A 26,301-nucleotide genomic window follows, 5' to 3' on the forward strand; every position below is an offset into this window, starting at 1 on the left:
CCGGCGACGCGGCGCACTCATGACGCCGCGCGTCGTTCATGCAGTACCCGGCAGCACGCGCCTCCCCCGGCGCAAAAGGAAGACTCAAGGATGACGACCCTCACATTCAGGAAGCCGAGCGCCTTGCCCGGCTTCGGCCTGACCCTCGGCATCACGCTGGCTTATCTGAGCCTCGTGGTGCTGATTCCGCTTGCGGCCACCTTCGCGAAGACCGCGACGCTCGACTGGGCCCAGTTCGTCCGCGCGGTCACGTCGCCGCGCGTGCTGGCCTCGTACCGGCTGACCTTCAGCGCGGCGCTCGGCGGCGCGCTCATCAACGCCGTGTTCGGCTTTCTCGTCGCGTGGGTGCTGGTGCGCTACACGTTCCCGTTCAAGCGCATCGTCGATGCCATCGTCGACCTGCCGTTCGCGCTGCCCACGTCGGTCGCGGGCATCTCGCTCGCCGCGGTCTATGCGAGCAACGGCTGGGTGGGCCAGTATCTCGCGCCGCTCGGCATCAAGGTCGCCTTCAAGCCGCTCGGCGTGCTGGTCGCGCTGACGTTCATCGGCTTGCCGTTCGTCGTGCGCACGGTGCAGCCGGTGCTGGAGGACTTCGAGCGCGAGCAGGAGGAAGCCGCCGCGTGCCTCGGCGCATCGCGCTGGCTGACGTTCCGCCGAGTGGTGCTGCCGTCGCTGTTGCCCGCCTTGCTGACGGGCTTCGCGCTCGCATTCGCACGCGCGCTCGGCGAATACGGCTCGGTGATTTTCATCGCCGGCAACGTGCCGATGAAGTCCGAGATCACGTCCCTCCTCATCATCACCAAGCTCGAACAATACGACTATGCCGGCGCCACCGCGCTCGCCGTCGTGATGCTGTGCGTGTCGTTCCTGATGCTGCTGCTCATCAACACCTTGCAGTGGTTCCTGCAACGGCGCACGAGCAAGACCGGCGCGGCGCCGGCACAGGTCGCGCAGGCGACGGCAGGAGAACCGGCATGAGCAAGGTCCTGCCATTGCAAACCTCGTCGCAGCGCGAGACGCACACGCTCAATCCCGTCACCGAGCCGCGCGCGGTGCGCTGGCTGCTGACGGGCATCGCGCTCGCGTTCCTCGCGTTCTTTCTCGTGGTGCCGCTCGCCGCCGTGTTCGCGCAGGCCTTCGCCAAGGGCCTCGACTATTACTTCGAGTCGCTGAAGGACCCGGATGCGTGGTCCGCGATCAAGCTGACGCTCCTCACCGCCGCGATCGCCGTGCCGCTCAATCTCGGGTTCGGGCTGGCGGCTTCGTGGGCCATCGCGAAGTTCGAGTTTCGCGGCAAGGCGCTGCTGACGACGCTGATCGATCTGCCGTTCTCGGTGTCGCCGGTAATCTCTGGCCTTATCTACGTGCTGATGTTCGGCGCCCAGGGCTGGTTCGGTCCGTGGCTCGCCGCGCACGACGTGCAGATCATCTTCGCGGTGCCGGGCATTGTGCTCGCGACCATCTTCGTGACGTTTCCGTTCGTCGCGCGTGAACTGATCCCGCTGATGCAGGCGCAGGGCAACGACGAAGAAGAAGCAGCGCACGTGCTGGGCGCATCGGGCTGGCAGATCTTCCGCCGCGTGACCCTGCCCAACGTGAAGTGGGGCCTGCTGTACGGCGTGATCCTCTGCAACGCGCGCGCCATGGGCGAATTCGGCGCGGTGTCGGTGGTCTCCGGGCACATTCGCGGCCAGACCGACACCATGCCGCTGCACGTCGAAATCCTCTACAACGAATACAACTTCTCGGCGGCGTTCGCGGTGGCGTCGCTGCTTGCGCTGCTCGCGCTCGTGACGCTCGCGCTCAAGCTCCTCGCGGAGCGGCGCATGACGCAGTCCGTGAGCGAAGCCAAAGCCTCCGCCACCGCACAGAACTGACAGGCCGACATCATCATGAGCATCATCGTTCGCAATCTGCAAAAACGCTTCGGCGATTTCACCGCGCTCGACCAGGTCTCGCTGGACTTTCCCGCCGGCGAACTGGTCGCGCTGCTCGGGCCGTCGGGCTGCGGCAAGACCACGCTGCTGCGGGTCATCGCGGGCCTCGAATTCGCCGATGCAGGGCAGGTCGTCCTGCATGGCGAGGACGTTGCGGAAGTGGGCGCCCGCGAGCGCCAGGTCGGCTTCGTGTTCCAGCATTACGCGCTGTTCCGTCACATGACGGTGTTCGAGAACGTCGCGTTCGGCCTGCGCGTGAAGCCGCGCCGCGAGCGCCCGAGCGAAGCCGTGATCCGCGAGAAGGTGCATGAACTGCTCAAGCTCGTGCAGCTCGACTGGCTCGCGGAACGCTTTCCTTCGGAGCTGTCGGGCGGACAGCGGCAGCGCATTGCATTGGCGCGGGCGCTGGCTGTCGAGCCGAAGGTCCTGCTGCTCGACGAACCGTTCGGCGCGCTCGATGCCAAGGTGCGCAAGGAACTGCGCAGCTGGCTGCGGCGCCTGCACGACGACCTGCATATCTCGACGCTGTTCGTCACGCACGACCAGGAAGAAGCGCTGGAGGTGGCGGACCGCATCGTCGTGATGAATCACGGCCGCGTGGAGCAGGTCGGCAGTCCGCAGGACGTGTACGATCATCCGCAGACTTCGTTCGTCTACGAGTTTCTCGGCGCGGCGAACCGCCTGCAAGGGCAGGTCGATGCCAACGGCTTCACCGCCGACGGCGCCGCGAGCCCGATCGCCGCGCAGGCCCATTTCAGCGGCCGCGCGCTCGCTTACGTCCGGCCGCACGATCTCGCGCTGTATCCGGCGGACGGCGCGCATCGCGACGGCATCACGGTCGGGGTGCGGCGCGTCGTGACGCTCGGCGGTTCGGTGCGTGTGGAGCTGGAAGGCAGCGCGGGCGGCGTGATCGAAGCGGAGCTGGATCGCGAGGCCTGGCGCGCGCTGCGGCTCGAGGTCGGCGACGGCGTGACCGCGGTGCCGCGCTCGCTGCGCGTGTTTCCGGCGCAATGACAAACAGAAATACACAGAAACACACAGAACAAGCGACAAAAAGCATCACGGAGAGACTCCCATGAACTTCCAGCAACTGCGTTTCGTGCGCGAGGCCGTGCGTCAGAACATGAATCTGACGGAAGTGGCCAACGTGCTGTACACGTCGCAATCGGGCGTGTCGAAACAGATCAAGGACCTCGAGGACGAACTCGGCGTCGATATCTTCGTGCGCCGCGGCAAGCGTCTCACCGGACTGACGGAGCCGGGCAAGGAAGTGCATCAGCTGATCGAGCGCATGCTGCTCGACGCCGAAAACCTGCGGCGCGTCGCACGCCAGTTCGCTGATCAGGACAACGGCCATCTGGTCGTCGCGACCACGCATACGCAGGCGCGCTACGCGCTGCCCAAGGTGATTCGCCAGTTCACGGAAGTGTTTCCGAAGGTCCATCTCGCGCTGCGCCAGGGCAGCCCGCAGCAGATCGCGCAGATGATCATCAACGGCGAGGCCGACATCGGCATCTCAACCGAAGCGCTGGACCGCTATCCGGACATCGTCACGTTCCCGTGCTATTCGTGGCATCACACGGTGGTGGTGCCGAAGGATCATCCGCTGGTCGGGCGCGAGAACCTCTCGCTGGAGCACATCGCCGAATATCCGATTGTCACCTATGACACGGACTTCACCGGCCGCTCGCACGTCGACCAGGCGTTCGCGAGCGTCGGCGCGATTCCCGACATCGTGCTCACCGCCATCGACGCCGACGTCATCAAGACCTATGTGGAACTCGGCATGGGCATCGGCATCGTCGCGGCGATGGCCTACGACGCGAAGCGCGATTCGGAACTTGTCGCGCTGGATACGCAGCATCTGTTCGAGGCGAGCACGACGCGCGTCGGCCTGCGCAAGGGCGCGTTCCTGCGCGCCTATGCGTATCGGCTGATCGAGATGTTCGCCCCGCAACTCGACGAAGCGCAGATCGCCGCGCAGCTGCGCGAAGCGGCGTGAGCCACGCGTGATGTCCTTGCCGGCTGATTTACAATCGCCGGCATGAAACCATCCTCTCTCCCTCGCATCGCCGTGCTGGCAACCGGCGGCACCATCGCCGGATCGGCCGGCGATGCCTCGAAAACAGCGGGCTACAAGGCGGGCGTCGTGGGTGTCGACAAGCTGCTCGACGCCGTGCCCGTACTCGGTTCGGTTGCGACCATCCACGCGGAACAGGTTGCGAGCATCGACAGCAAGGACATGAGCGCCGCGCTCTGGACGACGCTGTCGCGCCGCATCGACGCGCTGCTGGCGCAGGACGACATCGACGGCATCGTGGTCACGCACGGCACCGATACGCTCGAAGAAACCGCTTACCTGCTGCATCTGACGGTGAAGCACGCGAAGCCCGTCGTGCTGACGGCGGCGATGCGGCCGTCCACCGCGCTGTCCGCCGATGGTCCGCTCAATCTGCTCAATGCGGTGACGGTGGCGGCATCGCCGGACGCGGCGGGGAAGGGCGTACTGGTGGCGTTCAACAACCAGATCCACTGCGCCCGCGATGTCACCAAGACGAGCACCTATGCCGTCGATGCCTTCCGTTCTCCCGAAACCGGCGTGCTGGGCTTCGTGCAGGACGGACGCGTCGAGTTTCAGCGCACGGCCGTGCGGCCGCATACCGTGGCGAGCGAATTCGCCGTGACGGATCAATGGCCGATGGTGGAGATCGTCGCGAGTTATGCGGACGCGTCGCGCGTGAGCGTCGATGCACTCGTGACGGCCGGCGTGAAGGGGATCGTCGTGGCGGGTACGGGCAACGGCTCGATGCACGCCACGCTGACGCAGGCGCTCGCCGATGCGGTGAAGCGGGGCGTGGCGGTGGTGCGTGCGTCGCGGGTGGGGTCGGGGCATGTGATGCGCAATGGCGCGGCCTCGGATGACGCGTTGGGCACGGTCAGCGCGGGCACGCTGAACCCGTACAAGGCGCGCGTGCTGCTGATGCTGGCGCTGGCCAGAGGCGATAATGACCTGCAACGCGTATTCGATACGTACTAAAAAAAAACGCGAGCTCACTGCTCGCGTTTTTCATGGTGTGCGCCTGAGGCTCAGGCAGCAGGAGGAATGCGCAACACCTGTCCCGGATAGATCTTGTCGGGGCTCTTCAGCATCGGCTTGTTCGCTTCGAAGATCAGGTCGTTCTTCGCGCCGCTGCCGTAATACTTCTCGGCGATCTTCCAGAGATTGTCGCCCGACACGACGGTGTAATACTGCGACTCGGGTTCCGAGTTCGGCACGGTCAGCTGGTCGTCCACCTTGTCGACGTGCTGCACGTTGCCCGCGGCGACCAGAATCTTTTCCTTCGTCGCCTGATCCGGCGCCTGGCCCGACACGGTGACCGTGTGCGACGCGCCGTCGTATTTCACATCGAGGTTATCCGCGTTGAGGCCTTGCGAGCGGATATAGGTGGCGATCGCTTCGCCCGCTTTCTGGTTCAGCGCGGCGACATCCGGCGCCGCGGCGGGCGCCGCAGCCTGTGCGGCCGGCGTGGCTGCGCCGAAGAGTTTCTCGCCTGCTTCCTTGATAAAGCTGAGGATTCCCATTGTCTGGCTCCTTGGTTGAAGTGGTGAGACGGCCTGCGACTTTCACGCAGTTTAGTCGCGCGCACCACCAGATAGTTCTGAGTTTCAACCCAGGAGTTTCAACACAGGAGTTGCAGCCCCGCTCATGACAAGCGGCAGGAATCGATGCATGACAATCCGACGCGGACACCCGACGACACTCCGTCTGACCGACCAAGGCTTACCCGGCGCAACGCCGGGTGCCGCTCTCGGACCCCACTTGCCGCCCTCAGCCCAGGACGGCATTTGTCCCGCGTGCCCATACGCGGGACGCCCCACGGTTCAGGTGCCGCGCGTTACGCGGCGGCTTTGGCTTGCGCCGGCTCGTCGGCCACCTGGAAGTTGGACATGATTTCGAGCGCGCGCACGAGCGCCGAGTGATCCCATGCCTTGCCGCCGTTCGCGGCGCATACGCTGAAGAGTTGCTGCGCGCTGGCCGTGTGGGGCAGGGCGAGGCCCATCTTGCGCGCGCCGTCGAGCGCGAGGTTCAAATCCTTTTGATGCAGTTCGATCCGGAAGCCCGGATTGAAGGTGCGCTTCGTCATGCGCTCGCCGTGCACTTCGAGGATGCGCGACGACGCGAAGCCGCCCATCAGCGCTTTGCGGACGCGCTCCGGATCGGCGCCCGAACGCGCGGCGAACAGCAGCGCTTCGGCGACCGCCTCGATGTTCAGCGCGACGATGATCTGGTTCGCCACCTTGCAGGTCTGGCCCGCGCCGTTGTCGCCGATCAGCGAGATGTTCTTGCCCATCAGCTCGAACAGCGGCTTCGCGATCTCGAAGGACTTTTCCGGGCCGCCGACCATGATGGTGAGCGTGGCTTCGCGGGCGCCGACTTCGCCGCCCGAGACCGGCGCATCGAGATAGTCGCAGCCGAGCGCGTTGATCTTCTTCGCGAATTCCTGCGTGTCGAGCGGCGCGATCGAGCTCATGTCGATCACGAGCTTGCCCTTCGAGAGGCCCTTGGCGACGCCGTCGTCGGCGAACAGCACATTGGCGACATCGGGCGTGTCGGGCACCATCGTGATGACGATCTCGCTGGCCTTCGCGACCGCGGCCGAGTCTTCCACGACCTTGGTCTGCGCGCGGATGTCGTCCGGCACCGGAAACTTGCCGTTCACGACGAGCGCGTGGCCGCCCTTGATGAGATTGCGCGCCATGTGCGCGCCCATGATGCCGAGGCCGATGAAACCGATCGTTGCCATACTGGATGCTCCTCCTTGTGTCCTTGAATGTCCGGATCCGTGGGTTATGCCGCGCTGCCCGCCGTCACGCCGCCGATGCGTTCGAGCCAGCCGAGGCCCGCTTCGGTGCCGTCGAGCGGCTTGTACTCGCAGCCGATCCAGCCTTGATAGCCGATCTCGTCGAGCAGCCGGAACAGGAACGCGTAGTTGATTTCGCCGGTGCCCGGTTCATTGCGGCCGGGGTTGTCGGCGAGCTGGATGTGCGCGATCTGCGGCAGATGCTTCCTGATGGTCGCCGCGAGTTCGCCTTCCATGCGCTGCATGTGATAGATGTCGTACTGCAGGAACAGGTTGTCCGAGCCGACCGCGCGGATCACGTCGAGCCCGTCCTTCGAGCGGTTCAGCGCGAAGCCGGGAATGTCGTACGCATTGCACGGCTCGACCAGCAGGCGGATGTTTTCCTTCTTGAGCGCAGCGGCAGCGAAGCGCAGGTTCTCGATGATGGTCGCGCGCGCCTGTTCCGTCGAAACGCCGGCCGTCGGAATGCCGACGAGGCAGTTCAGTTGCGGCACGTTCAGCGCCTTCGCGTATTCGATGGCGCGCGGCACGCCTTCACGGAATTCCGCCACGCGGTCCGGCAGGCAGGCGATGCCGCGCTCGCCCGCTTCCCAGTTTCCGGCGGGCAGGTTGTGCAGCACGATGCGCAGATCGTGGTCCTTCAGGCGTTGCTGGATATCGCTGATCGAAAACGCGTACGGGAACAGGAACTCGACCGCGCTGAAGCCCGCGTTCGCCGCGGCCGCGAAGCGGTCGAGGAACGGGACTTCGTTGAACAGCATGGTCAGGTTCGCAGCAAATTTCGGCATGGTTCGGTCCTGATGGTCGGTCAGTGATGAAGGCCGCGCGCTCGTTTAACGAACGCGCGGCGGCGAAGCAGGGGAATCAGTCCAGCGGCGTGACGGCAGTCGGCGCATCCGACTTGCTTTCCGCGAGTTGCTCGAACTCGTTGATCGCGTCGATCTCCGTGCCCATCGCGATGTTGGTCACGCGTTCGAGAATCATCTCGACGACGACCGGCACCTGATGTTGCGCGGCCAGCGCCTGCGCCTGCTTCAATGCGGGCGCGATCTCCTCCGGCTTGTGCACGCGCAGCGCCTTGCAGCCGAGCCCTTCGGCCACCGCCACGTGATCGACGCCATAGCCTTCGAGTTCGGGCGCATTGATGTTGTCGAACGCGAGCTGCACGCAGTAGTCCATGTCGAAGCCGCGCTGTGCCTGACGGATCAGCCCGAGATACGAGTTGTTCACGACCACGTGCACGTACGGCAGCTTGAATTGCGCGCCAACGGCGAGCTCTTCGATCATGAACTGGAAGTCGTAGTCGCCCGACAGCGCGACGATCTTGCGTTGCGGATCGGCTGCCCGCACGCCGAGCGCCGCCGGAATGGTCCAGCCGAGCGGGCCGGCCTGGCCGCAGTTGATCCAGTTGCGCGCCTTGAACACATGCAGGAACTGGGCGCCGGCGATCTGCGACAGACCGATCGTCGTGACGAAGCAGGTATCGCGGTCGAAGGCGAGGTTCATTTCCTCGTAGACGCGCTGCGGCTTCATCGGCACATTGTCGAAGTGCGTCTTGCGCTGCATCGTGCGCTTGCGCTGCTGGCAGTCCGCCACCCACGCGCCGCGATCCTTCAGCTTGCCGGCGGCCTTCCACTCCTGCGCGATTTCGACGAACAGTTCCAGCGCCGCCTTCGCGTCCGACACGATGCCGAGATCCGGCCCGAACACGCGGCCGATCTGCGTCGGCTCGATATCGACGTGCACGAACTTGCGGCCCTTCGTGTACACCTCGACGCTGCCCGTATGGCGGTTCGCCCAGCGATTGCCGATGCCGAGCACGAAGTCGGAGGCGAGCATCGTCGCGTTGCCGTAGCGGTGCGAGGTTTGCAGGCCGACCATGCCGGCCATCAGCGGATGGTCGTCGGGGATCGCGCCCCAGGACATCAGCGTGGGGATCACCGGCACGCCGATGGTTTCCGCGAACTTCACGAGCAGGTCCTCAGCCGCCGCGTTGAGCACGCCGCCGCCGGAGACGATCAACGGCTTGTCGGCGTCGTTGAGCATCGTCAGCGCCTTCTCGATCTGCGCGCGGGTTGCCTTCGGCTTGTAGACCGGCAGCGGCTCATACGTATCGATGTCGAATTCGATCTCGGCCATCTGCACGTCGATCGGCAGATCGACCAGCACCGGACCCGGACGGCCCGAGCGCATCAGGTGGAACGCCTGCTGGAACACGCGCGGCACGAGCGCCGGCTCGCGCACGGTGACGGCCCATTTCGTCACGGGCTTGGCGATCGATTCGATATCGACGGCCTGGAAATCTTCCTTGTAGAGCCGCGCGCGCGGCGCCTGGCCGGTGATCGCGAGGATCGGAATGGAGTCGGCCTGGGCGGAATACAGGCCGGTGATCATGTCGGTGCCCGCAGGACCCGACGTGCCGATGCACACACCGATGTTGCCCGGCGCCGCACGGGTATAACCTTCGGCCATGTGCGAGGCGCCCTCGACGTGGCGCGCCAGCACGTGGCTGATGCCGCCCGACTTCTTCATCGCCGAGTAGAACGGGTTGATGGCCGCGCCCGGCACGCCGAACGCGGTATCGATTCCTTCTTTTTCCAGCACGAGGACGGCTGCATCGACGGCTCTCATCTTGGGCATGGTTGTCTCCTTCCTGGGGGCTCTAACTGAATTCGGGGAAATGGCTGTCTGCTTTCATGCAGGGTTCGATGCACTTTAAGTCTGTGAAAAAGGTTTGATAAGATCAGCGCGAGTCGCTTTTTACCAAACAAAAAGTATCGAATGACGACGTGGCGCGACTGAGCGGCGAGTGCCCGTCCGGAGACGACCGATGGACCGTTTCAAGCAGATCGAAACCTTCGTGCGCGTGGCCGAGGCCGGCAGCCTGGCGGCGGCGGCGCTGGAGGAGGGCGTGTCGCCGGTGATTCTCGGGCGGCGCATAGACGCCCTGGAGAAGCGACTCGGCGTGAAGCTGATGTATCGCTCGACCCGTCGACTCGTGGTCAGCGAGGAAGGCGCCGCGTTTCTCGACCGCTGCCGGAATCTGCTGGCGGAATGGGATCAGGCGGAGAACGAACTTGCGGCGGGGCGGCGCGCGGTGGGCGGGCATCTGATCGTGTCCGCGCCGGCGGCGTTCGGGCGGATGCATGTCGCGCCGCACGCGCCGCGCTTCCTCGCCGACAAGCCCGAATTGCAGATGTCGTTCAATCTGACCGACCGCGTCGTGGATCTCGTGCGCGAGGGCTATGACCTGTCGATACGCATCGGCGGGGCCGTCGATCCGAACTTCGTCGCGGTGAAGCTGGCGGGCAACCGGCGCGTCGTGTGCGGGACGCCCGCGTACTTCAGGAAGCACGGCCGGCCGAAAACGCTTGAAGACCTGCCGAACCACAACTGCCTGGCGTTCAATCTGCAGGGCGGCCAGAACCGTGGCTGGTATTTCCGCCGCAACGGCAAGATCGTGACGGTGCGCGTGGCCGGCAATCTCGATTGCAACGACGGAGAACTGCTGCACCGCTGGGCATCGGAAGGGCTGGGGCTGGGCTGGCGATCGACGTGGGAAATCCAGCGGCAACTGGAAGCCGGCGAGCTCGAGACCGTGCTGGACGATTTCGAACTGCCTGACTACGACATCCTTGCGGTCTACCCGCAGCAGCGCTACGTGCCGGCGCGTGTACGCTACTTCATTGATTATCTTAAGGAAATCTTCGCCCAACCGGGTTACTGGAGCCGTCCGCCCAGCTTGCCGGGCAAGCCGGTCCGCTTGCCGGGCGAGCCGGTCCATGCGGCGGCTGCGACGGTCAAGGACCGCTAACTGCCTGAAATCACTGCCGATTTCGGCCTGAAAAAGGCTATGCAGCTTGCGAAAAGCGCCATTCCACGCTATAGTCTCGGGCTTCTCACTTGCCGCACCGGTCCGACGCCCGGGTGGCTTATATCCACAAGGAGTGAATATGCGTCATTACGAAATCGTCTTCATCGTGCATCCCGATCAAAGCGAGCAAGTGCCCGCCATGATCGAGCGCTACAAGAGCACGATCACGTCGCACGGTGGCCAGATCCACCGCATCGAGGACTGGGGCCGCCGTCAACTGGCCTACATGATCGAGAAACTCGCCAAGGCTCACTACGTCTGCATGAACATCGAGTGCGACCAGCCCACGCTGGAAGAGCTGGAACACGCATTCAAATTCAACGACGCCGTTCTGCGTCACCTCATCGTCAAGATGAAGAAGGCCGAAACCGGCCCGTCGCCGATGATGAAGGAAGTGCAGCGCGAAGAAGCCAAGAAGGCGGCCAGCCAGCCGTCCGAAGCGCAGGCTTAAGGCGAATCAGTTCGTCACAGCCACCAAGGTTCAAGTGAATCGGCTGCAACTGACAGCAAGCGTCGTGGAACGCGAACCGGTGCGGTACACGCCCGCCGGCATCCCGATCGCCAGCTGCACGTTGCAACACGCCGCAGAAGTCGTCGAAGCGGGCATCGCCCGGAAAATCGAACTGACACTGCAGGCGGTCGCCGCCGGAGAGGCGAGCGGCAGGCTGGAAAGCTGTCCGATGGGCGTCGAAACACGCTTCATCGGCTTCCTGGCCAAGAAGAGCCGTAACGCACGAACCCTGGTGTTTCACATCACAGAATTGCAGGACATTGGAAAGGACTAATCATGCCCCGCCCGACTGGTAAGAAATTCGACAAGCGTCGTCAGCAACAAAATCCGCTCTTCAAGCGCAAGAAGTTCTGCCGTTTCACGGCAGCCGGTGTCGAACAGATCGACTACAAGGACACGGAAACGCTGAAGGACTTCATCGGCGAAAACGGCAAGATCACGCCGGCTCGTCTGACCGGTACGAAGTCGCACTATCAGCGTCAGCTCGACACGGCCATCAAGCGCGCACGTTTCCTCGCGCTGCTGCCGTACACCGACCTGCACAAGGCCTAATCAGACGACGCAATAGGGAAAGCCAAAAATGCAAATCATTCTCTTGGAAAAGGTCGTCAATCTGGGCAACCTGGGCGACATCGTCAAGGTCAAGGACGGCTACGCACGTAACTTCCTGATCCCCGGCAAGAAGGCACGCCGCGCGACCAAGGACGCCATTGCTGAATTCGAAGTTCGCCGCGCCGAACTCGAAAAGAATGCCGCTGAAAAGCTGGCAGCAGCTCAGGCCCAAGGCGAAAAGCTCAGCGGTTTCACCGTTCAGATCTCGCAAAAGGCCGGCGTCGACGGCCGTCTGTTCGGTTCGGTCACGAACGCGGACATCGCCGAAGCGCTGAAGTCGCAAGGCTTCGCCGAAGTCGAAAAGGCGCAAGTGCGCCTGCCGCAAGGCCCGATCAAGCTGGTCGGCGACCATCCGGTTCAAGTGGCGCTGCACACGGACGTGCTGGTCGACGTCACGGTGTCGGTGCTCGGCGAGCACGCCTAAGTCTGACGCGAGGCGCCACGCCTCGCGAATCGGATCAGAAATGGCAGGAGCTGAATGGCTCCTGCCATTTTTTATTGTCCATGCCCGGCCATTGTCCGATAATTCCACCCCATGAACGCTCCGTCCAAAGACCCGCAACTCGACGCGCTGAAGGTCCCGCCGCATTCGATCGAAGCTGAACAATCGGTCATCGGCGGCCTGCTGCTGGACAATGCCGCGTGGGACCGCATCGCCGACGTGATGACGCAAAGCGATTTCTATCGCTATGACCATCGCATCATCTACGAACACATCGGCAAGCTGATCGCGGCGACGCGTCCCGCGGACGTCATCACCGTCCACGAAGCGCTGACGATGGCCGGCAAGGCCGACGAAGTGGGCGGGCTCGCGTACCTGAATGCGCTGGCGCAGAACACGCCGAGCGCGGCGAATATCCGGCGTTATGCCGAGATCGTGCGGGATCGCGCGGTGTTGCGCCGTCTGGTGTCGGTCGCGGACGAAATCTCCGCCGACGCGTTCAATCCGCAGGGCAAGGAAGTCCGCCAGATTCTCGACGAAGCCGAATCGCGCGTGTTCTCGATCGCCGAAGACGGCGCGCGCGGCACGCAGGGCTTTCTCGAGATCGGACCGCTGCTGACGCAAGTGGTGGAGCGCATCGACACGCTGTACCACACCGCCAATCCCAGCGACGTGACCGGCACGCCCACCGGCTTCGTCGATCTCGACCGCATGACCTCGGGCATGCACGGCGGCGAGCTGATCATCGTGGCGGGACGTCCGTCAATGGGCAAGACGGCGTTCTCGATGAACATCGGCGAATACGTGGCGGTGGAATATGGCCTGCCGGTCGCCGTGTTTTCGATGGAAATGCCCGGCACGCAGCTCACCATGCGTATGCTCGGCTCGGTGGGCCGGCTCGATCAACACCGCATGCGCACGGGCCGCCTCACCGACGAAGACTGGCCGAAGCTCACGCACGCCGTGCAGAAGATGAGCGAGGCGCAATTGTTCATCGACGAAACCGGCGGCCTCAACCCGATGGAACTGCGCTCGCGTGCGCGGCGTCTGTCGCGCCAGTGTGGCAAGCTGGGGCTCATCATCGTCGACTATTTGCAGCTGATGTCGGGCTCGGGCGGCGGCGAAAACCGCGCCACTGAAATCTCGGAAATATCGCGCTCGCTGAAGAGTCTCGCCAAGGAACTCGACGTGCCCGTGATCGCGTTGTCGCAGCTGAACCGCGGTCTGGAACAGCGTCCGAACAAGCGCCCGATCATGTCGGACCTGCGCGAATCTGGCGCAATCGAACAGGATGCGGACGTGATCCTGTTCATCTATCGCGACGAAGTCTATAACCCCGACAGTCCCGACAAGGGCACGGCGGAAATCATCATCGGCAAGCAGCGTAACGGTCCGATTGGACCAGTGCGCCTGACCTTCCACGGCCAGTTCACGAAATTTGACAATTTCGCGGGCTCGCAGACCTTCTACGGCAGCGAGTAAGACCACTGCCTCTCGGCATCGAATTAAAGCGGTCAAGTGCCGTGGCGCAAGCATTCTGCAAGGTGCGGAGCGTACACGAAGACATGACGACTGCTTTGCCGTCCCGGATGCGAGTCACGATTCGCGGCGCATGAGCGCGGGACGTCAGGGTGCGCGCACGGGTACAATATGTCAGTTTGATGTCTGTCTTTAAATTGACCCATTAATCGGGATCGGGATTTTCATGTTCGGTCGTTTCATGCCCACTGAGGGCAAATTCTTCGAAATCTTCAACGCGCATGCCAAGTGCATCGTAGAGGCCAGCCGCGAACTCGAGCTGCTGATCGACAACCTCGACGAAGCCGAGATGCACAAGCAGAAAGTGCAGGCGAACGAGAAGCGCGCCGACAAACTCACGCATGAAACCATCGACCTGCTGCACAAGACCTTCATCACGCCGCTCGACCGCGACGAGATCCACAAGCTGATCACGACGATGGACGACATCCTCGACCTGATGGAGGATGTCGCCACGGCCATTTCGCTGTATGACGTGCGTGCGGTGACCTCGGAGGCGAGCCAGCTCGCGCACATCAGCACGGCAACGTGCGAGCGCGTGCAGCAAGCGGTCGGGCTGCTGTCCGACATGAAGCGCGCGAGCGAAATCCTGAAGATCTGCGAGGAAATCGACCGGCTCGAGTCGGATGCGGACCGCGTGCTGCGCTCGGCGATGTCGAAACTGTTCCGCGAGGAAGACGACGTGAAGACGCTCATCAAGCTGAAGGCGATCTACGAGCTGCTCGAGACGATCACCGACAAGTGCGAAGACGTCGCGAACATCATCGAAGGCATCGTGCTGGAAAACGCCTGACCGGCGGCGCTTTGAACTCCAGTCACAACACCATTCACTGATGCATTCGATTCAACTCGCCATCTGGGCCGTCGCCTTGCTCGTCGTGGTCGCACTCGCGTTCGACTTCATGAACGGCTTCCACGACGCCGCCAATTCCATCGCCACGGTCGTCTCGACCGGCGTGCTCAAGCCGCAGCAAGCGGTCGCCTTCGCGGCGGCGTTCAACGTCATCGCGTATTTCATCTTTCATCTGAAGGTCGCCGCCACGGTCGGGAAGGGCACCATCGACCCCGAGATCGTCGATCACTACGTGATCTTCGGCGCGCTGGTCGGGGCGATCGGCTGGAACATCGTCACCTGGATCTACGGCATTCCGTCGAGTTCGTCGCATGCGCTGATCGGCGGGCTGGTCGGCGCGGCGCTCGCCAAGTCAGGCTGGGGCTCGCTCAACTGGGACGGCCTGCTGAAGACGGTCGCGTTCATCTTCATCTCGCCGCTGCTGGGCTTCGTGCTCGGCTCGTTCTTCATGCTGCTGGTGTCGTGGCTGTATTTCCGCACGCCGCCCTCGAAGGTCGACCGGCGCTTCCGCCGCATGCAGCTGGTTTCGGCGGGCTTGTACTCGCTGGGACACGGCGGCAATGATGCGCAGAAGACCATCGGCATCATCTGGATGCTGCTGATCGCCACCGGCTACGCGTCCGCCACCGCCGATGCGCCGCCGATCTGGGTCATCGGCCTGTGCTATCTCTCGATGGGCTTGGGCACGCTGTTCGGCGGCTGGCGCATCGTGCGGACGATGGGTCAGAAGATCACCAAGCTCAAGCCGGTCGGCGGTTTCTGCGCGGAGACGGGCGGGGCGATCACGCTGTTTCTCGCGTCGTTCCTCGGCATTCCGGTGTCCACCACGCACACGATCACCGGCGCCATTGTCGGCGTGGGCGCGACGCAGAAGTTCAGCGCGGTGCGCTGGGGCGTCGCGGGCAACATCGTGTGGGCGTGGATTCTGACCATTCCGGCCTCCGCTCTGCTTGCCGCAGCGGGCTGGTGGCTCGGACATCGCTTCCTGTAAGTGTCATGAGCGCGTCCGCCCCGCGTGACGGCGAGGCAGAGCCGCTTCAGATGATCGGCGACGACACCCCGTCCATCGGAATCAGCGCGCCCGATACGTAACTCGCCCGGCGGCTCGCCAGGAAGAGCGCGACGTCGGCGATTTCCTCCGGCTTCGCATAGCGGCCGAACGGCACCTTGGCCTGACTGTCGGCGAGCACCTGATCGCGCGTCACACCTTGACGCTTCGCTTCGAGATCGAGCGCTTCCTCGACGCGTTCGGTGAGCGTCGAGCCCGGATTGATCGCATTGATGCGGATGCCGAGCTTTGCATAGTGATGCGCCAGCCCCACGGTATTGAGCATCAGCGCGGCATTGGCGGCGCCGCCCGCGATGTGGATGTCGCTGGCCATCTTCCCGCCCATCCCGATGATGTTGACGATGGCGCCCGGTTCCGCCTGCGGATCGGCGCGCAGGCGTTCGGCCATGCGCTTGAGCACCACTTGCTGCGGATACACGTAGGAGAAGTACTTGGCGTCCATCGCGGCCTTATACGCGGCGGCGTCGAGCGTGTCGGGATCGTAGCGTTTTGCGGCGCCCGCGCTGTTGATCAGGATGTCGATCGGGCCGAGCGCCGCACTCGCTTCCTCGACGACGTCGTCAGCGCTGTGCGCCTCGTGCAGGTCGGCACGCGCCAGATGCACGTGATAGCCGCTGCTCGCGAGCTGCTCGCGGGCGCGGGCGAGATTGGCGGCATCGCGCGAGACGATGGCCACTTTCGCGCCTTCCGCGGCGAACGCCTTGGCGCAGGCGAAACCGATACCCTTGCTGCCGCCCGTGATCAGCACGACCTTGCCCGCCAGTCCCAAGTCCATGGTGTTGCGCTCCGTGGTGAAGTCGATCGGAACACGATAGCAGACGCGCGCGGCGGGCGTCAGTTCGTTCCGGTGGCGAAGCGGGCGATGGGGTCGTCGTTCGGTGCGGGACGTGGCGCGGCAAGCGAGCCAGTCGAAGCGCGCATCACGCGCACGGGTGGATCGGCGGGCGAGGCGTTGTCGTAGGCCTGTTGCCGCGCGGCGCGCGAGCTGGGCGGCGGCGGCTCGAAGGCGTCGGCGGCGGCCTGGATCGGATCCGGCGCGGCGTTGATCGCGGCCGTGGCGGCAGCGGGCGCGATCGCGCCGGCCGCTTGCGATTGCCGCTGCGCCGCGCTCAGCGACGAAGGCGGCGGTTCGAAGGCGTCGGCGCTCGCGGTCACCGGGGCCACTGGAGCCACTGGAGTCACTGGAGTCACTGGAGCCGGCGCGGTCTGGCGCGCGTAGGTCGGCGCAGGCTGCGCGGCTGGCGCGGCGGCTTGAACCGCAGGCGACGCAGCGGGTGCAGCAGGTGCAGGCGATGCCAGGTAAGTCGGGCCATCGAACGGCGTCGGTGCGGCCTTGGGCGCCGCGACGCGGCGTATGCCGTCGAAACGCTTGGCCCAGTACGGGTTGGTGAGGTAATCGAGACGCACCGTGCCGCCCGTCGATGGCGCGTTCACGAAGCGCAGCTTGCCGACATAGATGCCGACGTGCGAATGCGCCCGCCCGGTCGTGTTGAAGAAGATGAGGTCGCCGGCGGCGATTTCGTCCGGTTCGACCGATTCGCCGCGCGAACTCATCTCGCCAGTGGTGCGCGGCAGATCGACGGACGCCGCGCGCCCGACGACATAGCGCACGAGGCCGCTGCAATCGAAGCCTGCGTCGGGCGTGTTGCCGCCCCAGCGATACGGCACGCCGACGAGCGACATCGCCTGAATGGAGATTTCCTCGCGTCCGATGCTGTGATCGACGAACGTCGGGAAGCCGGGCGGCGGCTTGAAGGTGCGGGTGGCGGCGGTGCTGGACGCGGGCTTGCGCGTGGCCTGCTGCGGCGCGGAACCACACGCGGCGAGCAGCACGGACACGAGTAGCGGCAACCAGATTCGACGCATTGCAGAAGGCGAGCGCAGGCTCGCCAGTAAGGGCAGTGTGCCGATACTAGCCCGTCGCACGGGCGTGCGGCAAGCGCTGTTGAAGTTTTACATGAAGATTCGGCTGTAAGTGTTGCCCATGCGGAACGGCGGAATGAGTGGAACCACCATGAAAAACGGCCCGGCGGATCGCTCCGCCGGGCCGTGCATGGCAGCCGTAAAGCCGCTTACAGAATGTCCGACGCGTAATCCGCGAGTCGCGAGCGTTCGCCGCGCGCCAGCGTCACGTGCCCGCTGTGCGTCCAGCCCTTGAAGCGGTCGACGACATACGTGAGCCCCGAACTGCCTTCCGTCAGATAAGGCGTGTCGATCTGCGCGATATTGCCGAGGCACACGATCTTCGTGCCCGGGCCCGCACGCGTGACGAGCGTCTTCATCTGCTTGGGCGTCAGGTTCTGCGCTTCGTCGATGATCACGTACTTGTCGACGAACGTCCGGCCGCGCATGAAGTTCATGCTCTTCACCTTCAGACGCGAGCGGATCAGCTCCTGCGTCGCGGCGCGGCCCCATTCACCGGCGGCGTCGTCGGTCTTCTGGAGCACTTCGAGGTTGTCGTCGAAGGCGCCCATCCACGGCTGCATCTTCTCTTCCTCGGTGCCCGGCAGGAAGCCGATGTCCTCGCCCACCGGCACGGTCGCGCGCGTCACGATGATCTCGTTGTAGCGCTTGTCGTCGAGCACCTGTGCCAAGCCGGCGGCGAGCGCCATCAGCGTCTTGCCGGTACCGGCCTGACCGAGCAGCGTGACGAAGTCGACTTCGGGGTTCATCAGCAGGTTGAGGGCGAAGTTCTGCTCGCGATTGCGCGCGGTGATGCCCCACACATTGTTCTTGTGATGGCCGTAGTCACGCAGCGTCTGCAGCAGCGCCGTCTTGCCGTTGAGTTCGCGCACCACGGCGTGGAACGACGGCTCGCCGTTCTGCGGTTCGAGATAGACGAACTCGTTGACGAGCATCGACGGACACAGCGGACCGGTCACGCGGTAATACGTGGTGCCGGTCTTGGTGTCCTGCCAGCTTTCCATGCCCTTGGCATGCCGCGTCCAGAAGTCCTGCGGCAGCGCGCGCACGCCGGAGTAGAGCAGGTCCTTGTCTTCCAGGACCTGATCGTTGAAGTAGTCTTCGGCGGGCAGCCCGAGCGCGTGCGCCTTGATGCGCATGTTGATGTCTTTCGACACCAGCACGACCTGGCTTTCCGGGCGCTCCTTCTGCAATGCGCGCACGACGCCGAGGATCTGGTTGTCGGCCTTGCCGACCGGCAGGCCCTCAACCGGCTCGATGTCGGTGAGCGTCGTCTGGAAGTAGAGGCGGCCGAGCGCGTCGCGGTTGCCCTGCGCGGCGAGCGGAATGCCTTCCGTCATCTTGCCTGCATGAGCGACGAGCGCGTCCAGCGTGCGGCTCACCTGACGCGCATTGCGCGCCACTTCGGACATGCCCTTCTTGTGGTTGTCGAGCTCTTCGAGCGTCATCATCGGCAGATAGACGTCGTGTTCCTCGAAGCGGAACAGCGAGCTCGGATCGTGCATCAGCACGTTGGTGTCGAGCACGAACAGCTTGCGCAATTCGGCTTCGGCGGCGGCGCCCTTGCGGCGTTTGCCGGACGCGCGCGTGTCCTTCGCGTTCGACGGGGCAACCGCGACAGGCGCATCGGCCTGCTCGACGCGCTCGGAGCGTACTTCGGTTTCGTCCTGCTTCGAGCGGACGGCGGGCGCCGGCTGCAACAGCGCCGCGGTCTGCCGCGATTTGCGGCCGCGTGTGGGAATGGTGCCGGGCGCGGGCGGCGGCACGGCCGCATCCACCTGCGCTTCGGCGGGAACCTGGGTCAGCACTTCGCTGGCGATGGCGCGCAGCGTGTGCGCCGCGTTCGCGGGACGTTCGGCGGTGGCCGTGGCGGCGCCGCCATGGACTTCGTCGTCGCTCGCCGCAGCGGGCTTCTTCGACGATTTCGAAGGCCGGGCTTTGGCCTTGTACTCGTCGGACGGAAGGAGATGGCCGAGCTTGGCCGGGGCGGTAGGCAAAGGCATGGTGTTCCCTCGAAAGGAATCGGGTCGTGTATCGTGCGCCGCCTGTCGCATCCTGCTCGTCCGCCCTCGCAGCGAGACGCGTGCCGCAGTTTGCGCCCGGCGGCGCGCTTCAATGTCGAAAACGCCGGTTCGCCTAGGTGTCGATCTGCTCCTCGGGATTGCGTCAGTGGATCATTGCGCGGTGCGTGGCTCCGCGCGATGCCCAATAAAAAAGCCGCCGTTCCGACTACCGGAACCAGCGGCTGACTTCTCTTTCAGAGCGCCTGCGCCGACCCGCTGCCTCACCGCCCGGATAACCCGGATCCATGCCGACCGCGCCGCAGGGCGCACGACGGCTCGTGCCGGGAAGGAGGAAAGTGAAGGGACAGGCGCTCATTGCGAACCAATATATCGTGCCTCAAATGGCTTGTACAGCCTCCACGATGGCCTCGACGTGCCCAGGCACGCGCACGCCGCGGAACTCCTGCCGCAACACGCCCTGGGCGTCGATCAGGAAGGTCGAGCGCTCGATGCCGCGCACTTCCTTGCCGTACATCTTCTTCATCTTGACGACATCGAACTGTGCGCAGATGGCTTCGTCGCTGTCCGACACCAGCGTGTAGGGCAGTTCCAGCTTGGCCTTGAAGTTGTCGTGCGACTTCACGCTGTCGCGCGAGATGCCGACCACTTCCGCGCCGGCCTTCCGGAACAGCTCGTAGTGGTCGCGGAACTGCAGGCTTTCGGTCGTGCAACCCGGCGTGTTGTCCTTCGGATAGAAAAACAGCACGACCTTCTTGCCGCGCAGGGAGGAGAGGGTGAACTCGCCACCAGTTGCGGGTGCGGTGAAATCGGGAACGGGCTGGTCGACAGCGACTGACACGAAGGCTTCTCCGTTGTTGTGGGTTGTTGGTGAGGGAGACGATCCGCACGCGCGCTGCCCGAACGAGACTCAGGCCCGGATTCAGCCCGGCTGGACGATCAGTTCGCCCGCGCGGCCCGGAATCTCGCCCCACGTGACAGGGTACGTGGGCAGCGTCGCGCGGTCCAGCGCCGCATGATAATCGCCCATCGTGGCGAAGACGTGTCCCTGCGCGCGCCAGCCGGCCAGCAGTTGCCCGAACACGGGCGCGAGCTTCTGGCCTTCGAGCTCCGCGTGCAGCGTGAACACCTGGTCGTGCGGGTTGTTCTCGGTGTGCTTCAGCAGATGCGCGGCGACGTTGCTTTCGTCGACACCCGCCACGCCGAGCACTTCGTCGAGCGTCGGCAGGGTGGTGGGCATCTGCACGTGGTTCAGCGTGCGGCCGTCGAGCACGGGAATGTAGGGCGTGTGGCCGCGGCCGTCGGAGGCGTAGCGCATGCCCCACGCGTCGATCTGCTCGAACGCGTGGCCGTTCATCTGCCAGCCGGCCGCGCCGTGCGTGACGGGCGGCGCGCCGAAGATCTCGATGAAGCGCGCATGGCTCTGCTGCATCTGCGCCACGGTCCAGTCGCGGTCACGCGCGCGCACGTTGTCCTGCCAGTACACGTGGTCCCACGTATGGATGCCGCATTCGAAGCCGGCTTCGTGGATGGCGCGCATCTCCGACACGGCTTCGCGGCCGATGTCCGGTCCCGGCAGCAGCACGCCGTACATCAGCGTCTTGAGCCCGTAGTGTTCCACCACCGAAGTCCGCGACACCTTCTTCAGGAAGCCCGGCCGGAACACGCGGCGCAAGGCCCAGCCGGTATGGTCCGGACCGAGGCTGAACAGGAAAGTGGCGCGCGCGGCGTACTGGTCGAGCAGACGCCCGAGATTGGGCACGCCTTCGCGCGTGCCGCGCAGGGTATCGACGTCGATCTTGAGGACAATGCGTGCCACGCGGCGTCCTCGCGCTTACGCCTGCTCGACGAGCTTGCGGGCTTCGCCCACGTGCCCGCGATACGCTTCGAAGATCTTGCGCAGCGCGTCGTCCATGCTGGCCTGCGGGGCCCAGCCGAGTTCCTGCATCGTGTTGTCGATCTTCGGCACGCGGTTCTGCACGTCCTGATAGCCCTCGCCGTAGTACGCGCCCGACGAGGTCTCGACGAGCTGTACTTTCTTCGCCGTGTCCGCGTACTCGGCATATTCGTTGGCGAGCGCCAGCATCTTGCCCGCCAGCTCGCGCACCGAGAAGTTGTTCTTCGGGTTGCCGATGTTATAGATCTTGCCGCTGGCCACGCCGCCCTTGTTCTCGATGATCTTCATCAGCGCGCCGATGCCGTCGTCGATGTCGGTGAACGCGCGCTTCTGCGCGCCGCCGTCGACGAGGCTGATGTTCTCGCCGCGCACGATATGGCCGAGGAACTGCGTCACCACGCGCGACGACCCTTCCTTCGGCGTGTAGATGGAGTCGAGGCCCGGGCCGATCCAGTTGAACGGACGGAACAGCGTGAAGTTCAGGCCTTCCATGCCGTAGCCCCAGATCACGCGGTCCATCAGCTGCTTGGAGCACGCGTAGATCCAGCGCGGCTTGTTGATCGGGCCGTAGGAGAGCTGCGAGTTCTCCGGGTCGAACTGCTCGTCGGTGCACATGCCGTACACCTCGGACGTCGACGGAAACACCAGGTGCTTGCCGTACTTCACGGCCGATCGCACGATGGGCAGGTTCGCCTCGAAGTCGAGTTCGAACACGCGCAGCGGCTGCTTCACGTAGGTGGCGGGCGTGGCGATGGCGACCAGCGGCAGGATCACGTCGCACTTCTTGACGTGATACTCGACCCATTCCTTGTTGATCGTGATGTCGCCTTCGAAGAAGTGCATCCGTTCGTGATTCGCGAGGTCGCCCAGACGATCGGTTTGCATGTCCATCCCGAAGACTTCCCAGTCGGTGGTCTCGAGGATGCGCTTGGACAGGTGGTGGCCGATGAAGCCGTTGACACCCAGGATCAGAACTTTTTTCATGAATGACGAGAGGATTGAGTGAGGCGGCCGAAAGCGGTGGCGAATTCGGCAGGGCTGATGACGCGCTCGTCGCCCACGGGTTGACCGTCGGCGGACAGCGGCCGATGGCGCAATTCGTGGAGGGCGATGACGCGGCCATCGCCGCACACGCCGAACAGCGCATTATCCGTCACGGCAAGGCCCGGGGGCAAACCGCGCAGCTCACCGAGCCTTTCCGGCGTGACGCCCGGTGCGCCGGTTTCCGGCACGAGCCGCGCCCGCGCGACGATGAAGCGGTCAGCGCCGAGATCCGTGAACGCGCCCGGATAAGGCGGCGCCACGGCGCGAACCAGGTTGTAGACGCGCGTGGCCGGCTGGGTCCAGTCGATGCGTCCGTCTTCCGGCTTGCGCCCGCCGTAGTAGCTGCCGGCGGCGAGATCGTTCGGCAGGCGTGGGGCGTCTCCGGCCAGCAGCGCGGGCAGCACGCGCCAGAGCGTCTGCTCGGCGGCGACCACGGTCTTGTCGAAGACCTGCGCGGCGGTATCGTCGGGCAGGATGGGCACCGGCGTCTGCGCGAGGATCGCGCCGGCGTCGGGCTTCGCGGCCATTTCATGCAGTGTCGCGCCGGATTCGGTCTCTCCGTTGAGCACCGCCCAATTGGTGGGCACGCGGCCGCGGTACTTCGGCAGCAGCGAGCCGTGCATGTTGTACGCGCCGCGACGCGCCAGCGACAGCAGCGCCACCGGCAGCATGTGGCGGTAGTAGAACGAGAAGATGAAGTCAGGTGCGAGGCGTTCGACCGCCTCGTGAAGCTCGGGCGACTTCGGATCCGCCGGCATGAGCGTGGCGATGCCATGCTCCGCCGCCACCTGCGCGACGCTCCCGAACCAGATGTTCTCGCTCGCGCTGTCCTCGTGCGTGACCACCAGCGCGACCTCCACGCCGCGCGCGAGCAGCACCTGCAGGCAACGCACGCCGACGTCGTGATAGGCGAAGACGACTGCGCGCGGCTTCATGCGCCGTCTTCCTCGCGCGTGACCACGGCGACCTGCTGCACGGCGTCCTGCAGCGGCCGGGTGGCGGTGGGCAGGCCGTCGCGTTCCTCGAGGATGGTCTGCACCAGATAGCGGGGCCGCGCGCGCACTTGCTGGTAGATCCGGCCGATGTATTCGCCCAGCAGCCCGAGCGCGAAGATGATCACGCCGAGCATGAAGAAGGTGATGGCGAACAGGGTGAACACACCCTGGACTTCCGCGCCGAACATGAAGCGGCGGATCAGGAGCAGCAGGAACAGGCCCGCGGAACCCACCGAAAGAATCACGCCGATGAACGACAGCCATTGCAGCGGCACCACCGAGAAGCCGGTGACCAGGTCGAAGTTCAGGCGGATGAGGCTGTAGAGCGAATACTTGGATTCGCCGGCGAAGCGCTCCTCGTGGGCCACGTCCACTTCGATGGGGTTCTGCGCGAAGGTGTAGGCGAGGGCCGGAATGAAGGTATTGATTTCGCCGCAGCGGTTGATCGTGTCGATGATATGGCGGCTGTAGGCGCGCAGCATGCAGCCCTGGTCCGTCATGCGGATCTTGGTGATGCGCTCGCGCAGCCGGTTCATTGCGCGCGACGCCTTCTTGCGCCACAGGCTGTCCTGGCGCTGCTGGCGGATCGTGCCGACGTAGTCATAACCCTCGTGCATCTTCGCGACCAGCTTGCCGATTTCCTCGGGCGGGTTCTGCAGGTCGGCGTCGAGCGTGACGACGATCTCGCCGCGCGACTGCTCGAAGCCCGCGAGGATCGCCATGTGCTGGCCGTAGTTGCCGTTCAGCAGGATGACGCGCGTGGTGTCGGGGCGTGCGTGGAACTGCTTCGCCAGCAGCGCGGCCGACTTGTCGCGGCTGCCGTCGTTGATGAAGATCACCTCGTACGACGTGCCGAGCGCGTCGAGCGCCGGATACAGGCGCTGGAACAGGGCGGCGAGGCCGGCTTCCTCGTTGTAGACGGGGATGATCACCGAAAGCTCGGGGGAAGTCGCCGGAAAATCGAAATGACTCATGTTGCGCTGGTTGTCCCTGGGTTGCCCGTTATTCGGATGCATGTCTTGAGCGTTTCTCTAGGCGTGTTCATCGTCCGAACTGCTCGCAGATCGCATCGATGGACTTCACGACATGATCCACGTCGGCGGTCTCCATCAGCGTGAAGAGCGGCAGCGTGAGCGTGGCCGCGCCGAGCTTCTCGGCATGCGGGAACATGCCTTCGTGGAAACCGCGCGCGCGATACAGCGTGAACAGATGCAGCGCCGGATAGTGCACGCCCGTGCCGACGCCGCGTTCCTTCATCTCCTGCATGAACTCGGCGCGCGTGAGCGTGAGCCGCTCCAGAGGCAGCGCGATCTGGAACATGTGCCAGTTGGCGTCGCTGAAGTTGCGCGGCGGCAGGCCCGTGCCGAGGCGCACGGCTGCGCCGCCTTCGAACGCGTCGAAGTACGCGCGCGCCAGCTGGCGGCGTTTTTCCGTGAAGCGGTCGATCTGGCGCAACTGGCCCAGCCCGACGCGCGCCGCGACGTCGGTCAGGTTGTACTTGCCGCCGAGCACGTCGCAGTCCATGCCGTCGAAACCGGTGCGCGTGATGCCTTGCAGGCGGTACTTGCGCGCGAGTTCCGCCTCGTCCTCGTTGTTGAGCACGAGCGCGCCGCCTTCGATCGACGTCAGGTTCTTGTTCGCGTGGAAGCTGAACGAAACCAGGTCGCCGATGGCGCCGATGCGCTTGCCGTTCCAGCTCGACCCGAAGGCCTGCGCCGCGTCCTCGATCACGCGCAGCCCGTGCGCCCGTGCAATCTCATAGAGCCGGTCCATGTCCACCGGCAGCCCCGCCAGATACACCGGCATGATGGCTTTCGTGCGCGGCGTGATGGCGGCTTCGAGCAGGTTCAGGTCGAGATTGCGCGTGACCGGATCGATGTCGACGAACACCGGCGTCGCGCCCACTTCGAGGATCACGTTCGCCGTGGACACCCAGGTCATCGGCGTGGTGATGACTTCGTCGCCCGCGCCGACGCCCGCGATGCGCAGGCCGATTTCCATCGTGCAGGTGCCGGAGTTGAACACCCGCACCGGCCGGCCGCCGCAATACGCCGACAGCTCCGCTTCGAACTGCTGGTTCTGCGGGCCGGTGGTGATCCAGCCCGAACGCAGCACGTCGACCACGCCCTGGATGGTTTCTTCGTCGATGTCGGGCTTCACGAAAGGCAGGAACGGCCGCGAGGTTTGAGTCATGGGCTATGCGTTGTAATTGATGATTGATCCGGACAGGGCCGCCGCGGGTCGGGACGCGAGGCGGGCTGCGCTTCAGCCGCGCGCGAGCACCACCACGCCGACCAGGATGATGCCGATGCCGATGAGCCGCTGCATCGACATCACTTCGCCGAACAGGTACCACGCCGCGAACGCGTTGACGACGTAGCCGAGCGAGAGCATCGGATAGGCGATCGACACGTCCACGCGCGACAGCCCGACGATCCACACGACCACGCTCAGCACGTAACAGCTCAACCCGCCGATGATGGGCAGCTGCGTGGCGATCTTCATCCCGACCGGCACGATATTGGCAGGCGTGAAGTCGAAATGGCCCACCGCGTTCACGCCGGCTTTGAGCAGCAACTGGGCGCATGCGTTCAACGATACGCCGATGATGATGCAAATGAAGGAAATCAGGTTCATCGTGAAAGGTCGGGTGCGGGACAAGGATACCCGGTTCGCCACCAAATGCCGCACGGCCGTGCGCTTCAAATGCGCGGCCGAAAGG

Annotated in this window: 27 protein-coding genes; 13 read left to right on the forward strand and 14 right to left on the reverse strand. The window is 64.7% G+C overall.

Going from position 1 to position 26,301, the window contains the following annotated elements:
* The first annotated feature begins 90 nt into the window (after window positions 1-90).
* The 5 genes from cysT (at window position 91) to QCE64_RS06135 (ending at window position 4,974) form a co-directional block, all read left to right on the forward strand.
* Window positions 91-978, forward strand: coding sequence for a sulfate ABC transporter permease subunit CysT (gene cysT, locus QCE64_RS06115; protein ID WP_310003086.1), 888 nt, complete (start codon window positions 91-93; stop codon window positions 976-978).
* Window positions 975-1,877 (forward strand): sulfate ABC transporter permease subunit CysW, encoded by a 903-nt coding sequence (cysW, locus tag QCE64_RS06120; RefSeq protein WP_309929938.1) that lies wholly within the window; start codon window positions 975-977, stop codon window positions 1,875-1,877. The genes cysT and cysW overlap by 4 nt, the downstream gene beginning before the upstream one ends.
* 15 nt (window positions 1,878-1,892) lie before the next feature.
* Window positions 1,893-2,951, forward strand: coding sequence for a sulfate ABC transporter ATP-binding protein (locus QCE64_RS06125; RefSeq protein WP_309915689.1), 1,059 nt, complete (start codon window positions 1,893-1,895; stop codon window positions 2,949-2,951).
* A gap of 61 nt (window positions 2,952-3,012) precedes the next feature.
* Window positions 3,013-3,939, forward strand: a complete 927-nt coding sequence (locus QCE64_RS06130) for a CysB family HTH-type transcriptional regulator (protein WP_309808175.1) — start codon at window positions 3,013-3,015, stop codon at window positions 3,937-3,939.
* A 42-nt stretch (window positions 3,940-3,981) separates the two neighbouring features.
* Window positions 3,982-4,974: an asparaginase gene (locus QCE64_RS06135; protein WP_310003088.1), complete on the forward strand. Its 993-nt coding sequence runs from the start codon at window positions 3,982-3,984 to the stop codon at window positions 4,972-4,974.
* A 50-nt stretch (window positions 4,975-5,024) separates the two neighbouring features.
* On the opposite strand, the gene lysM is transcribed toward QCE64_RS06135, so the two are convergent.
* From lysM to gcl, 4 genes are all read right to left on the reverse strand, one after another.
* Window positions 5,025-5,519, reverse strand: a complete 495-nt coding sequence (lysM, locus tag QCE64_RS06140; RefSeq protein ID WP_309808177.1) for a peptidoglycan-binding protein LysM — start codon at window positions 5,517-5,519, stop codon at window positions 5,025-5,027.
* Between the two features lie 314 nt (window positions 5,520-5,833).
* Window positions 5,834-6,742 carry a 2-hydroxy-3-oxopropionate reductase gene (locus QCE64_RS06145; protein ID WP_309915698.1) on the reverse strand — a complete coding sequence of 303 codons (909 nt, stop codon included), beginning with the start codon at window positions 6,740-6,742 and terminating at the stop codon, window positions 5,834-5,836.
* A gap of 44 nt (window positions 6,743-6,786) precedes the next feature.
* A complete protein-coding gene (hyi, locus tag QCE64_RS06150; RefSeq protein ID WP_309915701.1) occupies window positions 6,787-7,587 on the reverse strand; it encodes a hydroxypyruvate isomerase in 801 nt (266 codons plus the stop codon).
* Window positions 7,588-7,663: 76 nt separating this feature from the next.
* Window positions 7,664-9,439 (reverse strand): glyoxylate carboligase, encoded by a 1,776-nt coding sequence (gene gcl, locus QCE64_RS06155; RefSeq protein ID WP_309915704.1) that lies wholly within the window; start codon window positions 9,437-9,439, stop codon window positions 7,664-7,666.
* A gap of 190 nt (window positions 9,440-9,629) precedes the next feature.
* Between gcl and QCE64_RS06160 the strand changes: the two genes are divergently transcribed.
* From QCE64_RS06160 to QCE64_RS06195, 8 genes are all read left to right on the forward strand, one after another.
* On the forward strand, window positions 9,630-10,613 hold the full coding sequence (locus tag QCE64_RS06160; RefSeq protein WP_310003090.1) for a LysR substrate-binding domain-containing protein: 984 nt from the start codon (window positions 9,630-9,632) through the stop codon (window positions 10,611-10,613).
* Window positions 10,614-10,752: 139 nt separating this feature from the next.
* Window positions 10,753-11,124, forward strand: a complete 372-nt coding sequence (gene rpsF / locus QCE64_RS06165; protein WP_309808182.1) for a 30S ribosomal protein S6 — start codon at window positions 10,753-10,755, stop codon at window positions 11,122-11,124.
* A gap of 34 nt (window positions 11,125-11,158) precedes the next feature.
* Window positions 11,159-11,458 carry a primosomal replication protein N gene (gene priB / locus QCE64_RS06170; RefSeq protein ID WP_309915708.1) on the forward strand — a complete coding sequence of 100 codons (300 nt, stop codon included), beginning with the start codon at window positions 11,159-11,161 and terminating at the stop codon, window positions 11,456-11,458.
* A gap of 2 nt (window positions 11,459-11,460) precedes the next feature.
* Window positions 11,461-11,736 (forward strand): 30S ribosomal protein S18, encoded by a 276-nt coding sequence (rpsR, locus tag QCE64_RS06175; RefSeq protein WP_309808183.1) that lies wholly within the window; start codon window positions 11,461-11,463, stop codon window positions 11,734-11,736.
* 28 nt (window positions 11,737-11,764) lie between these two features.
* Window positions 11,765-12,220, forward strand: coding sequence for a 50S ribosomal protein L9 (gene rplI / locus QCE64_RS06180; protein WP_309808184.1), 456 nt, complete (start codon window positions 11,765-11,767; stop codon window positions 12,218-12,220).
* Window positions 12,221-12,331: 111 nt separating this feature from the next.
* On the forward strand, window positions 12,332-13,720 hold the full coding sequence (locus QCE64_RS06185; RefSeq protein ID WP_310003092.1) for a replicative DNA helicase: 1,389 nt from the start codon (window positions 12,332-12,334) through the stop codon (window positions 13,718-13,720).
* A gap of 223 nt (window positions 13,721-13,943) precedes the next feature.
* The gene (locus tag QCE64_RS06190) at window positions 13,944-14,570 is read left to right on the forward strand and encodes a DUF47 domain-containing protein (RefSeq protein ID WP_309808186.1); all 627 of its coding nucleotides are present in this window, start codon (window positions 13,944-13,946) and stop codon (window positions 14,568-14,570) included.
* A 40-nt stretch (window positions 14,571-14,610) separates the two neighbouring features.
* On the forward strand, window positions 14,611-15,621 hold the full coding sequence (locus QCE64_RS06195) for an anion permease (protein ID WP_309915714.1): 1,011 nt from the start codon (window positions 14,611-14,613) through the stop codon (window positions 15,619-15,621).
* A gap of 46 nt (window positions 15,622-15,667) precedes the next feature.
* Here QCE64_RS06195 and QCE64_RS06200 read toward each other — a convergent pair whose 3' ends face one another.
* From QCE64_RS06200 to QCE64_RS06245, 10 genes are all read right to left on the reverse strand, one after another.
* Complete coding sequence (locus tag QCE64_RS06200) at window positions 15,668-16,474, reverse strand: SDR family oxidoreductase (protein ID WP_309808189.1); 807 nt, start codon at window positions 16,472-16,474, stop codon at window positions 15,668-15,670.
* A gap of 59 nt (window positions 16,475-16,533) precedes the next feature.
* Window positions 16,534-17,565: an NlpC/P60 family protein gene (locus tag QCE64_RS06205; protein WP_310003094.1), complete on the reverse strand. Its 1,032-nt coding sequence runs from the start codon at window positions 17,563-17,565 to the stop codon at window positions 16,534-16,536.
* Window positions 17,566-17,771: 206 nt separating this feature from the next.
* Window positions 17,772-19,625, reverse strand: a complete 1,854-nt coding sequence (locus tag QCE64_RS06210; RefSeq protein ID WP_309915719.1) for a PhoH family protein — start codon at window positions 19,623-19,625, stop codon at window positions 17,772-17,774.
* Between the two features lie 397 nt (window positions 19,626-20,022).
* Window positions 20,023-20,484 carry a peroxiredoxin gene (locus QCE64_RS06215; protein ID WP_309915722.1) on the reverse strand — a complete coding sequence of 154 codons (462 nt, stop codon included), beginning with the start codon at window positions 20,482-20,484 and terminating at the stop codon, window positions 20,023-20,025.
* A gap of 81 nt (window positions 20,485-20,565) precedes the next feature.
* Entirely contained in the window at window positions 20,566-21,462 is an 897-nt protein-coding gene (locus QCE64_RS06220) for a polysaccharide deacetylase family protein (protein WP_309915724.1), read from the reverse strand.
* Window positions 21,463-21,477: 15 nt separating this feature from the next.
* A complete protein-coding gene (locus QCE64_RS06225) occupies window positions 21,478-22,524 on the reverse strand; it encodes a bifunctional UDP-4-keto-pentose/UDP-xylose synthase (protein ID WP_309915726.1) in 1,047 nt (348 codons plus the stop codon).
* A complete protein-coding gene (locus tag QCE64_RS06230) occupies window positions 22,521-23,519 on the reverse strand; it encodes a formyltransferase (protein WP_310003097.1) in 999 nt (332 codons plus the stop codon). Before QCE64_RS06230 ends, QCE64_RS06225 begins: the two co-directional genes overlap by 4 nt.
* On the reverse strand, window positions 23,516-24,553 hold the full coding sequence (locus QCE64_RS06235) for a glycosyltransferase (protein ID WP_309808196.1): 1,038 nt from the start codon (window positions 24,551-24,553) through the stop codon (window positions 23,516-23,518). Before QCE64_RS06235 ends, QCE64_RS06230 begins: the two co-directional genes overlap by 4 nt.
* A 67-nt stretch (window positions 24,554-24,620) precedes the next feature.
* Complete coding sequence (locus tag QCE64_RS06240; RefSeq protein ID WP_309915732.1) at window positions 24,621-25,772, reverse strand: DegT/DnrJ/EryC1/StrS aminotransferase family protein; 1,152 nt, start codon at window positions 25,770-25,772, stop codon at window positions 24,621-24,623.
* A 72-nt stretch (window positions 25,773-25,844) separates the two neighbouring features.
* Window positions 25,845-26,216: an SMR family transporter gene (locus tag QCE64_RS06245; protein WP_404987300.1), complete on the reverse strand. Its 372-nt coding sequence runs from the start codon at window positions 26,214-26,216 to the stop codon at window positions 25,845-25,847.
* Window positions 26,217-26,301 lie beyond the last annotated feature (85 nt).

This window comes from Caballeronia sp. LZ043, from assembly GCF_031451075.1.
In the GTDB taxonomy this organism is placed as follows: Bacteria; Pseudomonadota; Gammaproteobacteria; order Burkholderiales; family Burkholderiaceae; genus Caballeronia.

Coding starts and splice junctions, on each gene's coding strand:
- cysT (WP_310003086.1), top strand. CDS start 91: ATGACGACCCTCACATTCAGGAAGCCGAGCGCCTTGCCCGGCTTCGGC.
- cysW (WP_309929938.1), top strand. CDS start 975: ATGAGCAAGGTCCTGCCATTGCAAACCTCGTCGCAGCGCGAGACGCAC.
- QCE64_RS06125 (WP_309915689.1), top strand. CDS start 1,893: ATGAGCATCATCGTTCGCAATCTGCAAAAACGCTTCGGCGATTTCACC.
- QCE64_RS06130 (WP_309808175.1), top strand. CDS start 3,013: ATGAACTTCCAGCAACTGCGTTTCGTGCGCGAGGCCGTGCGTCAGAAC.
- QCE64_RS06135 (WP_310003088.1), top strand. CDS start 3,982: ATGAAACCATCCTCTCTCCCTCGCATCGCCGTGCTGGCAACCGGCGGC.
- lysM (WP_309808177.1), bottom strand. CDS start 5,519: ATGGGAATCCTCAGCTTTATCAAGGAAGCAGGCGAGAAACTCTTCGGC.
- QCE64_RS06145 (WP_309915698.1), bottom strand. CDS start 6,742: ATGGCAACGATCGGTTTCATCGGCCTCGGCATCATGGGCGCGCACATG.
- hyi (WP_309915701.1), bottom strand. CDS start 7,587: ATGCCGAAATTTGCTGCGAACCTGACCATGCTGTTCAACGAAGTCCCG.
- gcl (WP_309915704.1), bottom strand. CDS start 9,439: ATGCCCAAGATGAGAGCCGTCGATGCAGCCGTCCTCGTGCTGGAAAAA.
- QCE64_RS06160 (WP_310003090.1), top strand. CDS start 9,630: ATGGACCGTTTCAAGCAGATCGAAACCTTCGTGCGCGTGGCCGAGGCC.
- rpsF (WP_309808182.1), top strand. CDS start 10,753: ATGCGTCATTACGAAATCGTCTTCATCGTGCATCCCGATCAAAGCGAG.
- rpsR (WP_309808183.1), top strand. CDS start 11,461: ATGCCCCGCCCGACTGGTAAGAAATTCGACAAGCGTCGTCAGCAACAA.
- rplI (WP_309808184.1), top strand. CDS start 11,765: ATGCAAATCATTCTCTTGGAAAAGGTCGTCAATCTGGGCAACCTGGGC.
- QCE64_RS06185 (WP_310003092.1), top strand. CDS start 12,332: ATGAACGCTCCGTCCAAAGACCCGCAACTCGACGCGCTGAAGGTCCCG.
- QCE64_RS06190 (WP_309808186.1), top strand. CDS start 13,944: ATGTTCGGTCGTTTCATGCCCACTGAGGGCAAATTCTTCGAAATCTTC.
- QCE64_RS06195 (WP_309915714.1), top strand. CDS start 14,611: ATGCATTCGATTCAACTCGCCATCTGGGCCGTCGCCTTGCTCGTCGTG.
- QCE64_RS06200 (WP_309808189.1), bottom strand. CDS start 16,474: ATGGACTTGGGACTGGCGGGCAAGGTCGTGCTGATCACGGGCGGCAGC.
- QCE64_RS06205 (WP_310003094.1), bottom strand. CDS start 17,565: ATGCGTCGAATCTGGTTGCCGCTACTCGTGTCCGTGCTGCTCGCCGCG.
- QCE64_RS06210 (WP_309915719.1), bottom strand. CDS start 19,625: ATGCCTTTGCCTACCGCCCCGGCCAAGCTCGGCCATCTCCTTCCGTCC.
- QCE64_RS06225 (WP_309915726.1), bottom strand. CDS start 22,524: ATGAAAAAAGTTCTGATCCTGGGTGTCAACGGCTTCATCGGCCACCAC.
- QCE64_RS06230 (WP_310003097.1), bottom strand. CDS start 23,519: ATGAAGCCGCGCGCAGTCGTCTTCGCCTATCACGACGTCGGCGTGCGT.
- QCE64_RS06235 (WP_309808196.1), bottom strand. CDS start 24,553: ATGAGTCATTTCGATTTTCCGGCGACTTCCCCCGAGCTTTCGGTGATC.
- QCE64_RS06240 (WP_309915732.1), bottom strand. CDS start 25,772: ATGACTCAAACCTCGCGGCCGTTCCTGCCTTTCGTGAAGCCCGACATC.
- QCE64_RS06245 (WP_404987300.1), bottom strand. CDS start 26,216: ATGAACCTGATTTCCTTCATTTGCATCATCATCGGCGTATCGTTGAAC.